The organism is Paraburkholderia ferrariae NBRC 106233 (genome assembly GCF_000685035.1).
Lineage (GTDB): Bacteria > Pseudomonadota > Gammaproteobacteria > Burkholderiales > Burkholderiaceae > Paraburkholderia > Paraburkholderia ferrariae.
This window is the reverse complement of record NZ_BAYB01000004.1, coordinates 398,311-413,140: the sequence shown is the minus strand read 5'-3', so window position 1 is coordinate 413,140 and position 14,830 is coordinate 398,311. Positions and strand designations below refer to the sequence as shown.

The 14,830-nt window shown below is 61.9% G+C and carries 12 protein-coding genes; 4 read left to right on the top strand and 8 right to left on the bottom strand.

The window, feature by feature from the left end; all coding sequences use genetic code 11:
- Nucleotides 1–40: 40 nt before the first annotated feature.
- The 4 genes from boxA to BFE01S_RS05445 form a co-directional block, all read right to left on the bottom strand.
- Nucleotides 41–1,285 (bottom strand): benzoyl-CoA 2,3-epoxidase subunit BoxA, encoded by a 1,245-nt coding sequence (gene boxA / locus BFE01S_RS05460; protein WP_028197574.1) that lies wholly within the window; start codon nucleotides 1,283–1,285, stop codon nucleotides 41–43.
- Between the two features lie 87 nt (nucleotides 1,286–1,372).
- Nucleotides 1,373–2,800, bottom strand: coding sequence for a benzoyl-CoA 2,3-epoxidase subunit BoxB (boxB, locus tag BFE01S_RS05455; protein WP_011494013.1), 1,428 nt, complete (start codon nucleotides 2,798–2,800; stop codon nucleotides 1,373–1,375).
- 76 nt (nucleotides 2,801–2,876) lie between these two features.
- Nucleotides 2,877–4,556 carry a 2,3-epoxybenzoyl-CoA dihydrolase gene (gene boxC / locus BFE01S_RS05450; protein ID WP_028224625.1) on the bottom strand — a complete coding sequence of 560 codons (1,680 nt, stop codon included), beginning with the start codon at nucleotides 4,554–4,556 and terminating at the stop codon, nucleotides 2,877–2,879.
- A 118-nt stretch (nucleotides 4,557–4,674) separates the two neighbouring features.
- Complete coding sequence (locus tag BFE01S_RS05445) at nucleotides 4,675–5,622, bottom strand: helix-turn-helix transcriptional regulator (protein WP_028197572.1); 948 nt, start codon at nucleotides 5,620–5,622, stop codon at nucleotides 4,675–4,677.
- Between the two features lie 185 nt (nucleotides 5,623–5,807).
- Here BFE01S_RS05445 and BFE01S_RS05440 point away from each other — a divergent pair, with 185 nt between their 5' ends.
- The 4 genes from BFE01S_RS05440 (at nucleotide 5,808) to BFE01S_RS05425 (ending at nucleotide 10,499) form a co-directional block, all read left to right on the top strand.
- Nucleotides 5,808–6,275, top strand: a complete 468-nt coding sequence (locus BFE01S_RS05440) for a DUF4863 family protein (RefSeq protein ID WP_028224624.1) — start codon at nucleotides 5,808–5,810, stop codon at nucleotides 6,273–6,275.
- A 10-nt stretch (nucleotides 6,276–6,285) separates the two neighbouring features.
- The gene (locus BFE01S_RS05435; RefSeq protein ID WP_028197570.1) at nucleotides 6,286–7,881 is read left to right on the top strand and encodes a 3,4-dehydroadipyl-CoA semialdehyde dehydrogenase; all 1,596 of its coding nucleotides are present in this window, start codon (nucleotides 6,286–6,288) and stop codon (nucleotides 7,879–7,881) included.
- Between the two features lie 138 nt (nucleotides 7,882–8,019).
- Nucleotides 8,020–9,615, top strand: a complete 1,596-nt coding sequence (locus tag BFE01S_RS05430; protein WP_028224623.1) for a benzoate-CoA ligase family protein — start codon at nucleotides 8,020–8,022, stop codon at nucleotides 9,613–9,615.
- A 20-nt stretch (nucleotides 9,616–9,635) separates the two neighbouring features.
- The gene (locus BFE01S_RS05425; protein ID WP_028197568.1) at nucleotides 9,636–10,499 is read left to right on the top strand and encodes an alpha/beta fold hydrolase; all 864 of its coding nucleotides are present in this window, start codon (nucleotides 9,636–9,638) and stop codon (nucleotides 10,497–10,499) included.
- Nucleotides 10,500–10,526: 27 nt separating this feature from the next.
- Here BFE01S_RS05425 and BFE01S_RS46215 read toward each other — a convergent pair whose 3' ends face one another.
- The 4 genes from BFE01S_RS46215 to BFE01S_RS44015 all read right to left on the bottom strand — a co-directional run bounded on the left by BFE01S_RS46215 (nucleotide 10,527) and on the right by BFE01S_RS44015 (nucleotide 14,555).
- A complete protein-coding gene (locus BFE01S_RS46215) occupies nucleotides 10,527–10,655 on the bottom strand; it encodes a hypothetical protein (RefSeq protein ID WP_281177389.1) in 129 nt (42 codons plus the stop codon).
- Between the two features lie 428 nt (nucleotides 10,656–11,083).
- On the bottom strand, nucleotides 11,084–12,283 hold the full coding sequence (locus BFE01S_RS37550; protein ID WP_081833130.1) for a helix-turn-helix domain-containing protein: 1,200 nt from the start codon (nucleotides 12,281–12,283) through the stop codon (nucleotides 11,084–11,086).
- Between the two features lie 516 nt (nucleotides 12,284–12,799).
- Nucleotides 12,800–14,272 (bottom strand): benzaldehyde dehydrogenase, encoded by a 1,473-nt coding sequence (locus tag BFE01S_RS05410; RefSeq protein WP_028197567.1) that lies wholly within the window; start codon nucleotides 14,270–14,272, stop codon nucleotides 12,800–12,802.
- 94 nt (nucleotides 14,273–14,366) lie between these two features.
- Nucleotides 14,367–14,555 (bottom strand): hypothetical protein, encoded by a 189-nt coding sequence (locus BFE01S_RS44015; protein ID WP_156966915.1) that lies wholly within the window; start codon nucleotides 14,553–14,555, stop codon nucleotides 14,367–14,369.
- Nucleotides 14,556–14,830: the final 275 nt, after the last annotated feature.

Genomic DNA, 14,830 nt, shown 5'->3' with positions numbered 1-14,830 from the left:
GTCAGAATCAACTGCGGCACCCGGTTGGCACTCGCGTCAATCAATATGTTTCAAGATGCAGACGCCCTTCGCGCTTCAGGCGCGGCCAAAGCGTCGCCCAGTCGAGACCATTCCGTTCCGCAATCTCCTGCAGCGCCTGCAGCACGCCGTCCTCCATGCCCTTCAGGCCGCAAACGTAGATGTACGTGCCGTCGTTCTTCAGCAACTGTGCGATATCAACCGCTCGCTCGCGCATCGCGTCCTGCACATAGCGCTTCGGCTGTCCGGGCGTGCGGGAAAACGCAAGGTTCGTATCGATGAAGTCCTTCGGCAAATTGGTCAGAGGTCCGAAGTACGGTAACTCTTCTTTCGTGCGCGCTCCGAAGAACAGCATCAGCTTGCCAGTCGCACCCTTCAGGCGGCGGCGCCGGCGGTATTCCGTCATGGCGCGCATGGGCGCCGAGCCCGTACCGGTGCAGATCATCAGCAGATGAGAGTCCGGGTGGTTCGGCATCAGGAAGGTGCTACCGAATGGCCCAATCACGGTAACCTTGTCGCCCTTTTTCAGGTCGCACAGGTAATTCGAGCACACGCCGTCGGCCGCATTGTCCTGATAGTCACGCGTGACGCGTTTGACTGTCAGCGATACATTGTTATAACGGGGACGCTCACCATCGCGTGGACTGGCGAGCGAATACTGGCGCGCGTGATGTGGCTTGCCGTCCTTCGTGGTCCCCGGCGGCAGAATCCCGATCGACTGTCCTTCAAGCACGGGAAACGGCAACGTGCCGAAATCCAGCACGATATGATGGATGTCACTGTCGGCCGATTCGTCGGTAAGACGGTAATTGCCCACGACCGTCGCCGTAGTCGGCGCCTTGTGCGTATACAGGTTCACGTAGGGCTTCGCCGCCGACCACGGCGGCACGGTCGAGCCGCGCGCAGCATCGACTTCGATGCCACTCGCTGTTTCGCCCGTTTCGTTGTCCCCGTTTGCTTGCGCTGTCGCATCAAGCGCGGCGTTCGCGGTCGTGTTCTGCGCCGGCAGCTCGTCCCAGCTGAACTGCTCGTCGATGCTATACGCGTCGGCCTTGAGCACGGTACGCCAGTTGTCGATGGCGCCGGTGGGGCACGGCGACACGCATGCCATGCAGCCATTGCACACGTCCGCCTTCACGACGTAGTTGTTATCGTCATGCGTAATCGCGTCGATCGGACAGGTCTCTTCGCAGGTGTTGCAGCGAATACAGATTTCCGGGTCGATCAGATGCTGCCTGAGCACTTCTATTGGAACTGGAGCATTCATGGTTGTCTCTCCCTGCGTCCGGTCCCGCTGCCTGAACGCTCAGCGTGGCCGGACGCCTGATATGGCGCAGATACGGCTTTGGCCAGATCAGTTGAATCGCACATATTCGAAGTCAATCGGCTGGCGGTTGATGCCCATCGCCGGCGGTGCAATCCAGTTGGCGAACTTGCCCGGCTCAACCACGCGGCCCATTAGCGACGCGACATACGCGCGGTCTTCCGGTGTCGCGAGCCATTTCGCCTCATTTGCGGCCCATTCGGTTTCGCTGACGACGCGCCCGTCCGGCGCCACGCGCGTGCCGGCAAACGTACCGATCTGGCGATTGAATGCCTTGTGCGGCACCGTCAGGCGGAACTCGATGCCGGCCTTCTCCAGCACCTTGTTCCAGCGGTTCACGCCCGCCACCGAGTCCTTGATGTAGTCGTCGCGCAGCACTTCGTTCATCGCGTTGAGCATCGGCACTTCGCGTTCGACCAGCTTGCCGTCCTGGACGTCGAGCAGTTTGTAGCTCTGCCCGCCAAGCTGATGGTCGTCGTCGCGTTTGGTTTCCTCATAGCGGCCCTTCAGGCCCGAGCTATAGAAGGTCGCCGCATTCGACGAATGATCGGCACCGAACAGGTCGATCGTCACTGAATAGTGGAAGTTCAGGTAGCGCTGGATCGTCGGCAGATCGATCACGCCCGCGGCGCGGATCTGGTTGACGTCATCGGTCTTCAGTTCGTTCATCACCTGGGCAGTACGCTGCACAACGCGCGAGACGCCAGACTCCCCGACGAACATGTGATGCGCTTCTTCGGTCAGCATGAACTTCGTGGTGCGGGCGAGCGGATCGAAACCCGACTCCGCGAGCGCCGACAACTGGAACTTGCCGTCGCGGTCCGTGAAGTACGTGAACATATAGAACGCCAGCCAGTCCGGCGTTTTCTCGTTGAATGCGCCGAGAATGCGCGGATTGTCGTCGTCGCCCGAGCGGCGGCCGAGCAATGCTTCGGCTTCTTCACGACCGTCACGACCGAAGTAGCGATGCAGCAGGTACACCATCGCCCACAGGTGACGACCTTCCTCGACGTTGACCTGAAACAGGTTGCGCAGGTCGTACATCGACGGCGCGGTCAATCCGAGGTGACGCTGCTGCTCGACCGACGCCGGTTCCGTGTCACCCTGCGTGACGATGATGCGGCGCAGGTTCGCGCGATGCTCGCCGGGCACGTCCTGCCACGCCGCCTCACCCTTATGCTCGCCGAACTGGATCTTGCGGTCCTGCTCACCCGGCGTGAGAAAAATGCCCCAGCGATAATCGGGCATCTTCACGTGATCGAAGTGGGCCCAGCCTCCTGCATCGACGCTCACCGCCGTGCGCAGATAGACGTCATAGCCATGCGAGCCGTCCGGGCCCATATCGCCCCACCACGACAGGAAGTTCGGTTGCCACTGTTCGAGCGCGCGTTGCAGCGTGCGGTCGTCGGCAAGATTGACGTTGTTCGGAATCTTTTCGCTGTAGTTAATCGTTGACATGGTCGGTTCCTTGATCGGGAAACAGCAGTGCTTGAGATGAGAGGCACGTATTGACGGCGGACTGCGGGCAGCGGAGTCAGACCCGCGAGACGTCGAATTGCGCCTTGCTGCCCTTGCCGTACACCTTGAGCGCGCCCTTCTCGCCCACTGCATTCGGCCGGTTGAAAATCCAGTTCTGCCATGCGGTCAGGCGGCCGAAAATGCGCGTCTCCATCGTCTCGGGACCGTTGAAACGCAGGTTCGCTTCGAGACCGGTCAGCGCGTCCGGCGACATCGCCGCGCGTTCCTCGAGCGCGATGCGGATTTCGTCGGCCCAGTCGATGTCGTCCGGCGCTGCGGTCACGAGGCCAAGGCGTTCAGCCTCGACCGGCTTGACTGCCTGGCCGATCTTCGCGCGCACGGCGTCGAGCGGTGCGGTCTCCTCGTAGAAGCGGCGCGCAAGGCGTGACTGGTGCGTGACCAGCGGATAGAGGCCGAAGTTGACTTCCGACAAGGTGATCGCCGGTTCTTCGTCTTCGTTACTGGGAATTGCCGCCATATAGGTGCGATCAGCGGCAAACGCGAGTTCGGCCAACGTGCCGGCAAAGCATGAGCCCGGTTCGATCAATGCAAAGAGCGAGCGGGATGAGACATCGATGCGCGCCAGCGTGCGGCGCAGCAGACCGATCGTTTCGCGCACAAACCAGTGATTCTGGTGCTGGATGAGCGTCGCATCGGCGGCGAGCACAGCGCGGGCGTCGCCTTCGGTCCTGAAGATCCACGTGCCAATCTCCAGTTCGTTGGTGCGCATCGACAGGATCGCGTCGTCCAGTTCGCGGGCGAACCGCAGCGGCCACCAGTTCGAGCCGGCGGCGACGATGGCGTCGATGTCGGTCGGTTGCGGGCTCGCCGGCGCCTTGGCGGTGAAGGTAGCGGTACGCTTTGCACGGTCAATCGTGACGTCGACGGTCTGGTAGCCCAGACCATCCGCGCGCTCGGTGCGTTCGATAAAGGTCAGCGCCACGCCCTTCGCATCGGCAGGACGGTCGCTTTGCGCGGCGAGTTCCAGCGCGCGCGCGGCAATCGCCTGATCGAACTGGTTGGGCTTCACGACTTCATCCACCAGACGCCATTCCTTTGCGCGTTCACCGCGAATACCTTCGACCACCGTGCAGAAAATATCGGCGCGGTCGTGGCGGACACGGCGTTTGTCGGTCACACGAGTCAAACCGCCCGTGCCGGGCAGCACGCCGAGCAGCGGCACTTCCGGCAATGACACCGACGACGAGCGGTCATCCACCAGATAAATTTCATCGCATGCCAGCGCCAGCTCGTAGCCGCCGCCCGCGCAGGCGCCGTTCACCGCCGCGAGGAACTTGAGGCCCGAATGACGCGACGAGTCTTCGAGACCATTGCGCGTTTCGTTGGTGAATTTGCAGAAGTTGACTTTCCATGCGTGCGTGGACAGACCCAGCATGAAGATGTTGGCGCCCGAGCAAAAGACGCGGTCCTTCAGGCTCGTGACCACCACCGTTCTGACTTCGGGATGCTCGAAGCGGATGCGCTGGATCGCGTCATGCAGTTCGATGTCGACGCCCAGATCATAGGAATTCAGTTTGAGCTTGTAGCCGTCGCGAATGCCGCCGTCTTCGGCGATATCGATGCCGAGCGTCGCAACGGGACCGTTGAACGTCAGCTTCCAATGCTTGTATTGCGAGGGACTGGTACGGTAATCGACGCGTTGCGCCGCGCCGATGGCGGTTTCTGCTGAGGACATGGGGCGTCTCCTGGACTGGACGATGCAAGATTGTTTTGTGAACAATAATGCACCTTCACACCCATGTAAAGCACTTTACTTCATTTTATATCGTAAACCCTTAGACAAATCCCGCAATTCAGTTCACGTGAGCGTCATCCGGCGCTTCGGCCGCCAGTCGTGCGGCAAGACGGTCGCGCAATTGCAGATAGGCATCTGCGAGGGTCTTCTCACTGGTGTCGTAAGTCATGTCCGCTCGTCCATACAGTTCGCTGCGGCCCGCCAGGATTCGCTTCAGATCGTCCATCGCTTCCTTGTTGCCCGACATCGGCCGCAGGTCGCCTTGCGCAACCACCCGCCGCATATGCTCTTCCGGGGTGGCCTGCAACCATACGGTGAAGCAGTGCGCGAGCAGCATGTTGAAGGTGCCCGACTCCGAAACCAGCCCACCCGGCGACGCGATGACCGCCTTCTCATGCTCCTGGATCACCGCCTCGAGCGCGCGGTGCTCGTAGCGCCGGTAAGCGCTCGCGCCGTACAGCGAATGAATTTCGGAAGGCGGGCAGCCCGCCAGTTGCTCGATCACCCGCGTCAGCTCAACGAACGGCACCTTGCGCTCCTGAGCGAGCATGCGCCCAAGCGTCGACTTGCCCGCACCGCGCAAACCGATCAGCGCGATACGGTCCTTGCGGTGAGGGTCGCGCGGTGCCTGCGCGAACATTTCGGCCAGCGCGACGCGCGCCCGCTGCAGCGCGGCCTGATCACGCCCGTGCAGCAACTCGCGGATCAGCAGCCATTCTGCCGACGCAGTGGTCTCGTCGCCGATCACCTCGGCAAGCGGGCAGTTCAGTGTGCTCGCGATCTGTCGCAACACCAGCACTGACGCGTTGCCCAGCCCCGACTCCAGATTGGCCAGATGCCGTTCGGACAGCCCCGTCTCGGTTGCCAGGGCCTTGCGGGTCATGCCGCGGCGCGCGCGAAGGAGCCGCACGCGCTCGCCCATCGCCGTCAGGAAAGGATCGCGCTCCGTCCGCGTCGCGTCCTCCGGACGCTCGTCCAGGGGCAGGATCGAGTCGGTTTGATTCATGTTTTCGGACCTCACGACTTCTGTACATGTACTATAGTGCTTGACAGGCACCCGGTGAACGGTTAATTTTCGCCAAATATTGATCCAATCACAAACGCCGCGCAGATTTTTCGGGCGGCGTGTCGGAGACGGCCAGCGGACGCACATGAAGTAAGGTGCGCGCCAGCCCTTTTTTAGAGGCTCGCATGACCCCACAAGACTTCCAGCGCCTCGTCGCGGGCGTTACGGAACAACTCGTCGATCGCCCGTTGGACGACGAACTGGCGAGATGGCTGAACGACACCCTTCCCGCCGGCGGCAAGACCTTTCGCGCACTGGCCGACGCCTGTCGCGACGGTGTCGCCGCCGGCTGGCTGTGCAACCGCGAAGGCGGCGGCATCCGCTACGGGCGTATCTTCAAGGCACTACCCGACACGCACGGCTTTTCGGTCGACGTGGTCGACATGAAAGATATTGCAGGGCCGCACCATGTCCATCCACACGGCGAGATCGACCTGATCATGCCACTCACCGACGGCGCGACCTTCGACGGCCATCCAGCCGGCTGGTGCGTGTACGGACCCGGCAGCGAGCATCGCCCGACTGTCGCCAACGGCCAGGCGCTCGTGCTGTATCTGCTGCCGCAGGGCGCCATTGAGTTCACTCCCGCCTGAGAGCGCCATCATGACTGAATTGCTGAAGAATTACGTGGCGGGCCAATGGGTCGCCGGAAATGGCGAAGGCAGCACGTTAACTGACCCGGTGACGGGCGAAGCGCTGGTGCGCGTGTCGAGCCAGGGGCTCGATCTTCCACGCGTCTTCGATTTCGCCCGCGAGCAAGGCGGCGCCGCGCTACGCGCGCTCACTTATGCAGAGCGCGCCGCGCGTCTTGCCGACATCGTCAAGCTGTTGCAGGCGAAGCGCGACGATTACTACGCAATCGCCACCGCCAACTCCGGCACCACCCACAACGACTCGGCAGTCGATATCGATGGCGGGATTTTCACGCTTTCTTATTACGCGAAACTTGGCGCGACGCTAGGCGACGTGCACGCGCTGCGCGACGGCCACGTCGTTTCGCTCAGTAAGGACCAGTCGTTCAGCGTCCAGCATGTGCTCACGCCCACGCGCGGTGTCGCCCTCTTTATCAACGCGTTCAATTTCCCGTCGTGGGGGCTGTGGGAGAAGGCCGCGCCCGCGTTGCTGTCCGGTGTCCCGGTGATCGTCAAACCGGCTACCGCGACCGCGTGGCTCACGCAGCGCATGGTCGCAGACGTGGTCGATGCAGGCATTCTGCCGCAGGGGGCGCTATCCGTCATCTGCGGCAGCTCCGCGGGCCTGCTCGATCAGGTACAGGCCTTCGACGTGGTGTCGTTCACCGGCTCCGCTGAAACCGCCGCGATACTCCGCGCTCACGCGGCCTTTGTTCAGCGCGGCGCGCGCCTGAATGTCGAAGCCGACAGCCTGAACAGCGCGATCCTCTGCGCCGACGCCGCACCCGATACGCCAGCCTTCGAACTGTTCATCAAGGAAGTGGTGCGGGAGATGACCGTGAAGTCGGGGCAGAAATGCACGGCGATCCGGCGAGCGTTCGTCCCTGAGGCCTTACTCGAAGCCGTGCTCGATACGCTGAAGGCAAAGCTCGCGAAGATCACCGTCGGTAATCCGCGTAACGACAGCGTGCGGATGGGGTCGCTCGTGAGCCGCGAACAGTATGAGAGCGTGCTTGCTGGAATCGCCGCATTGCGCGAGGAAGCAGTGCTCGCGTTTGACGGCTCGGCCGTGCCGCCTGTCGACGTGGATCCCGCGATTGCCGCGTGCATCGCGCCGCATCTGTTCGTGGTCAACGATCCCGATCGCGCGACGCTGCTGCACGACGTCGAAATCTTCGGACCGGTCGCTACGGTTGCCCCGTATGAGCCGGCCAGCGACGCCGGCGAACTGCGCGAGGCACACGCCATCGCGTTGGCGCGGCGCGGCCGCGGCTCGCTCGTCGCCTCGGTCTATTCGAACGACGATGCGCACCTCGCCCGTGTCGCCCTGGAACTCGCCGACACGCACGGTCGCGTCCATGCGGTCTCGCCATCGGTGCAAGGCAGCCACACCGGCCACGGCAACGTGATGCCAATGTCGTTGCATGGCGGTCCCGGTCGCGCGGGCGGCGGCGAGGAACTGGGCGGCTTGCGGGCGCTGGAGTTCTACCATCGGCGTGCCGCCATCCAGGCATCGAATACCGGCATCGATGTATTAACGCAAACGGCCCACTCGCTCGAAAGCTGAGCACGGCGGTGACCTTACACGCCCGAGTCCCTGCCAGAACTCACACGACACGCACTGGGGCACACAGGTTACGCCGGTAATTCGAGCGGTTCCCGTGCCTATGAGCCGGGCGACCGCCCCACCCGATGGAGGAGACACATGGAAGCCCTGCTCGAATCACGCGCCAGTCAGCCCGGGGCAGCCTTGACGGCCAAGCCACCGCCAGCGCAGTTCAATTTCGCCGCACACCTGTTCCGCCTCAACGAGATACGTGCCGGCAAGCCCGCATATATCGACGACCGCGGCATCACTACCTACGGACAACTCGAAGAAAAGGCCCGTCGCTTCGCCGCTGTGCTACGCACGCTCGGCGTGCACGCGGAAGAGCGCGTACTGCTGGTGATGCAGGACTCCGTCGAATTGCCAATCGCGTTTCTCGGTGCGCTGTATGCCGGCGTCGTCCCGGTGGTCGCTAACACGCTGCTCGGCGCGCCAGACTATGTCTACATGCTCACGCATAGCCACGCTCGCGTCATCGTCGCTTCTAGCGCAGTGCTACCGGCGGTCGAAGAAGCGCTTGCCGTCGCCGAGCATGAAGGCTGCCAGTTGATCGTCGCGCAGACGGCCAGTGGTGAGACACGCGCACTGCTCCTGAGCGAACTGATCGATGCGGCCATGCCCGCGCCCAAAGCTGTTGCGAGCAGCTGCGACGATATCGCGTTCTGGTTGTATTCGTCGGGATCGACGGGCAAGCCCAAGGGCACCGTGCATACTCATGCGAACCTGTACTGGACCGCTGAGCTGTACGCGAAAGCGATCCTGGGCATCGTCGAACAGGATGTGGTGTTTTCCGCCGCCAAGCTGTTCTTTGCGTATGGACTGGGCAACGGACTGACCTTCCCGCTTTCGGTCGGAGCAACTGCGGTGCTGATGGCGGAACGCCCTACCCCCGACGCGATTTTCGCGCGTCTCACCCGGCACAAACCCACCGTTTTCTACGGCGTACCAACGCTCTATGCGAGCATGCTGGCCTCGCCCAATGTCCCCGCGCGCGAGGACCTCGCGCTGCGCATCTGTACGTCGGCGGGCGAAGCGCTGCCGCGCGAAATCGGCGAGCGCTTCACCGCGCGCTTCGGCGCGGAGATTCTCGATGGCATCGGTTCGACCGAGATGCTGCACATTTTCCTGTCCAATCGCGCCGGCAGTGTCGAATACGGCACGACGGGCACTCCGGTGCCCGGCTACGAGGTTGAACTGCGCGATGAGAGTGGACATGCGGTAGCTGATGGCGAAGTGGGCGATCTTTATATCAAGGGACCTAGCGCCGCGTTGATGTACTGGAGCAATCGCGAGAAGTCGCGCGCGACTTTCCTCGGCGAATGGATCCGGAGCGGCGACAAGTATCGCCGGCTGCCGAACGGCTGCTATGTCTACGCGGGACGCAGCGACGACATGCTGAAGGTGAGTGGTCAGTATGTCTCGCCGGTGGAAGTGGAAATGGTGCTCGTGCAACACGATGCGGTACTCGAAGCGGCCGTCGTCGGCGTCGATCACGGCGGTCTCGTGAAGACACGCGCCTTCGTCGCGCTGAAAGACGAGTTCGTGGCGTCTGACGCATTGGCGGACGAGCTGAAGGCGTTCGTCAAAGGGCGGCTCGCGCCGCACAAATACCCACGCGATATTGTATTTGTCGACGACCTGCCGAAAACGGCGACCGGCAAGATTCAACGCTTCAAACTGCGCGAACAGCTTTGAGCTGGTTAATGAGGTGGTTCATGCACAATCCTGCAACAACGGCAACCGATAGCGAACTGGCTGTGCTCCCTGCTACTGCCGCACGTGGTCCGCTGAACATCGAATACCAGTGGCTCAATCCTGAACTCAGCGCTGCACCCGTTGCCGTGTTCCTGCACGAGGGACTCGGCTCGATCGCGATGTGGCGAGACTGGCCACAGACACTGTGCGACCAACTCGGCATGCGTGGCCTCGTCTATTCACGGCCGGGCTACGGACGCTCGACACCGCGACCTCACAACACGAAATGGCCGGTGGATTTCATGACCGTCCAGGCGCGCGACGTGTTGCCGGCCCTGCTGGACACGCTTGGCGTCGAGAGTGCCGAGCGTTCGCGGATGTGGGTGATCGGCCATAGCGATGGCGGGTCAATCGCTCTGCTTTACGCGTCCTCTTTTCCCGGCGAGCTGGCCGGCGCCGTGGCGATCGCCCCGCACGTATTCGTCGAGGACATTTCGGTCGAAAGTATCGCGCAGGCGAAGGTAGCCTATGAGCAAGCCGGTTTGCGCGAAAAACTCCGCCGCTATCACGCCGACGTCGATTCGGCGTTCTACGGCTGGAACGACATCTGGCTGAATCCGGCGTTCAGGACGTGGAATATCGTTGAAACGTTACCGGCAATCCGCTGCCCGTTACTTGCTGTTCAGGGTCATGACGATCATTACGGCACCATGGCGCAGATCGAGGCGATCGCAGAACAGGTGCCGCATACACAACTGGTGAAGCTGGAGGCTTGCGGACACTCTCCGCATCGCGATGCGCCCGAGGCGTTGAACCGCGCAATCATCACTGTGATCAGATCCGTCGCTGCTACGAGCCATAGCACCATGGCGCGCCTCGATTGACAATCCGGTTTCCTGGTCCATCTCATCTCACACTTGTTCGGACAGCAGGCGCCACGGCCGCATCAGCAGGCAGGAATAGTGTAATGGCTTCATTCCGCCCTGGCGGACTGGCAAGACGATCGCCAGCGGCGGCCTGAAACACGCGAGGTCGATCATGAGCGTCGCGCTGCTGAGCAGCGATCTTGCCGGGAATATGTTTGCGCGACCGGAATTCCTGTTTCAAAGGTGCAGGCATGACCTGCTGAAACCAGCTCTTCCATTAGCCGTTCCTAGCCCGGAAATACGGAGCCGGTAACGGCTCGGCATCAAACACTGGAGGCAACGTAGCCGCCGGATAGCCGCCCGGTACGTTGAGGATGAGGTAACGACCAACCGAACGTTTGCTTCTCAAACGGCCGATCTTGCAATGGAAGTTCTGTCGCTGAAATCCGGTACGCTGAGGCCTCATCCGCTGCACCGGAGAATCCCGATGTCCCAATATCTGTTCCCTTCCTGCTTGAATACTACGCAAAAAAACTGCGCGACTGCCCGCGAAAGCGCTGCAGATAAACTATCTGATAATACGTCCGCCGAACCATGCGAGATCAATCCGCCATAGCGGCTCCTTGCCCAGCTAGCATGCCGGTTTCCCGCAATTGCCGAACCCGCGCATAGACGGTGGTCCGTGACACGCCCAGTTGACGCGCCACTGCGGCCACATTCCCCTGGTGATCCCGCATAGCTTGTAATACTGCACGAAGCATCTGCTCCTCAAGCGTTGTGCCACGCGACGCGTCGACCTGCCTCAGCGACGGTACATGTTCAGGTTGAAAACTTCCGCGGCGCGCCGTACTCCGATTGAGGAGCGCACGTGAATATTGGACCCACAGACGGGTGCCGTCCGCACGCGAAACCCGACGCGGCTGCCCTCGTGGCTTCAGGATGCGTCCAAGGAGGTCGCCCCCGGAGTCATCAAGAAGTTCGCCGAGGACGACCGGCGGAAGACTCGTTTCACGTGGGAGAGAAAGTATGCGGCACGCCGCCCGAGTTGCCGCCCGAATCTCGCCGTCCTCCTCGACAGCAAGCACGCCCGCTAACGGCGTCTCGAGCCAGCGCGGATCGGCGTGCACGCGCAATAAATGGCAGCCGCGCAGCGTAGCAAATATGCGCTGCTCAGCGGCAAGGGAGGCGAGGCGGAACTGTTCCTTCACAATCGAGAGATCACGCTGGCCGGTACCGGTGATATCCAGCGCGCCGATCACCTCCCCTCGCAGGCCGAAAAGCGGCACCGCAACGCAAGAAACGCGGTCGAATTCATTTAAATAGTGCTGCCCTCCCGTCACGATCACTTCGACGCCCTCCTGCAGAACGCAGCCTGGTGCAGTCGTGCCAACGTGCGACTCGAGTATGCGCCGCCCAGCAATGATCGGCAAAATAAGGTTGTCATCGCAGCCCGGGCTACGGCGTGCGTGAATGACGGTGCCTTTCCGATTAATGCAGAAGATGGTCCAGTCGTTGCCGCCGAACGTGTCCCATAGCTGCTCAATTTCATCGATGACGCAACTGCGCAGACGCCGGTCATCTGGCGTTCCACCCGCGCTACCGAGAAGCTCATATTCCGGCGGCTGACCCGGCATCAGACCCGCATCGCGCGAGCGCGCCCATGAGCGTGCTATCGCCCCGGGCAGCAGTCCAGACATGAGCCCATCCGGCAATTGTTCGCCGTTGGCGAAGCGCTTGCAGGCCGCGCGTAGTGGTCCGAGAGCGCCTGAGTTCACGGACACCGGCACGGACGTACTCTTCATACCCGTTCCCGTTCAGATGATGATTTGGAGCCAACCTGTAGAGAGCAACGATAATGACCCTACAGACAGATGTGCGGCCGGGCGGTGCAAATTCTCTCGGCCGTGTGCCGCTCGCTCGAGGCGGTCCTATCCACACGTATCAAGGATCCTGCAACCCGCGCGTCATTCTTACGTGACACTGGATTGGCTCGAGCGTGCTGCCGCGCTTGCCCTCCTCGACCGCTTCGTCGAACTGTTCGAGCATGCCGGACTTCACGAGCTTGCCGAACGACTATGTCCCCGCTGAAACTCGCCGACCTGTCGCCCAGCGCCACCAGGAGCAAATCGTTAACGGCGCTCGCGGCGCGCCGCGCAGCGGCCTTCTCCATATCCGGGCCAACGTCCTCTTGTGCGCCGGCACCTTCCGGCCTGGGCTCGCTGCAGTTGCACCGGGTAACGCTGTTCGACGACGATCCTATCGATGTGGCTCGGGACTGTCGCGCAACACGGACCAACGCAGTCTTATCCACCGGCACCTTAGAGCGGATAAAGCGGCGCTTCGCCCTTGACCGTGAGCCATTGCCATTGCGTGAATTCCTCCCAGTTCGCTGGGCCGCCGACGCTCGTTCCGTTTCCCGATGCACCCACACCACCGAATGGGTTGATCACCTCGTCGTTAACCGTCTGATCGTTGATGTGCAAAAGGCCGCTGCGCAGACGTTCGCCCATGCGCAACGCGCGGCCTACGTTTGATGTGACGATGGCCATCGCGAGTCCGTACTCCGTGTCGTTGGCGAGCGCTATCGCCTCCTCGTCCGTGTCGAACGGAACTACCACCGCAACTGGACCGAAAATTTCCTCGCTGAAGGCCGGATTTTCTTTAGTCACGCCAGTGAGCACCGTCGGCTCGAAGAAAAGGTCACGGAAACTGCCGCCCGCTTCGACGCGCGCGCCCGCCTGCTGCGCGGCGTCGAGCACGCGCGCGACGTGATCGCGTTGGGTCGCATTAATAAGTGGCCCAAGCGCGACATCGCCCGTGGCGGGGTCGCCAACCGTCAGACTCGATGCCTTCGCCACAAGCTTCTCGACGAAGCGCTCATATATGACGCGTTGCACGAGCACACGGCCCGTGGCCATGCAGATCTGGCCTTGATGCAAATATGCACCCCACGCCGTATTGGCGACAGCGAGATCAAGATCGGCGTCGTCGAGAACCAGAAGCGAGTTTTTGCCGCCAAGCTCAAGCGAGACCTTTTTAAGATGACGGCCCGCCGCCTCGCCAACCTTCCGACCCGCGTTCGTCGAACCTGTGAACTGGATCATCGCGACGTGCGGATCGCTCGTGAGTCCGGCGCCCGCGGCACCGTCGCCGGGCAACACGTGCAGAACCCCTTTCGGCAAGCCGGCCATTTCAAACAGACGCGCAATAACGAAGCCGCCGCATACCGCGGTACGCGGGTCCGGCTTGAGGATCACCGCGTTGCCGAGGGCGAGTGCGGGCGCAACGGCACGCATGGCCAGATACAGCGGGAAGTTGAACGGAGAAATTACGCCCACGACGCCAAGCGGACGGCGGCGCGCGAGTGACAGACGCCCCGGAACCGATGGCAGCACCTCGCCCGCCGATCGCGACGGTAATGCACTTGCTTCGTGCAGTGCCTTCACCGTCACCTGTGTCTCGAAGGCAGCCTTTGCGCGCGTCGAACCGCTCTCGCGCACGATCCATCCCACGATCTCCTCGATCGACTCCTCCGCAAGACGCGCGGCACGACGCAATACCGCGGCGCGCTCGTCGTAGGGCAGCGCGGCCCACCCCTGCTGTGCTTCGAACGCCGTCTTCGCCGACGCAGCGACAAGGGTCCCGTCGGCCATGCCGATGCACGCGAGACGCTTGCCTGTGGCGGGTTCGTTCACTTCAGCCTCTGAAGCGCCATTGCACCATGAACCGTTGAAAATACGACCGTGCCAGACGTCGTCGCCCAGGAGGCGGGAGGAAGGGGTAACGCTCATGCTGACTCCTGTTCAATTGATTCGAAAACCAGAAACGCGGTCACCACGACGGCGCACGCCGCCGTTCAACTGCGCCCCCAGATTGGGTCTTAACTTAGCGACGAAGGCCCTGGATCACAATCGGGAATTGTTCCAATGCCGAAAAGCCGCGTAATGGCGGGACAGTGCGACAAAAAGCGTCCAGTTGCTGAACACCAGATTCGGAACCGTCTTCAATAGATGGATTCGGAATGGCCCGCTCCTGTACACGCCGCATATCCAGTGCTTCGTCCGTCCATCTCATGAGATATCCCCAGCACCGACGCCGCGAGCCCGCTTATGCCTCTCAGGCGTTCCATACGAGAGGGCTCATACGACGTTTATCAGTCGTAGTGCTTATCGAATGAATCGTAGAAACTGCAACCCAGGGTTGACGATTCGTGTTTAGCCAATTGCTCGGTGGCGCGGCTCTAACGTGGGCAATGAAACCGAAGTTGCCAGAAGGCACTCTCAGACATCAACGCGTCACTGGCAGACAAGACGCATCCAATCCGACTTCCTAAACTGCGTGCCAGAACA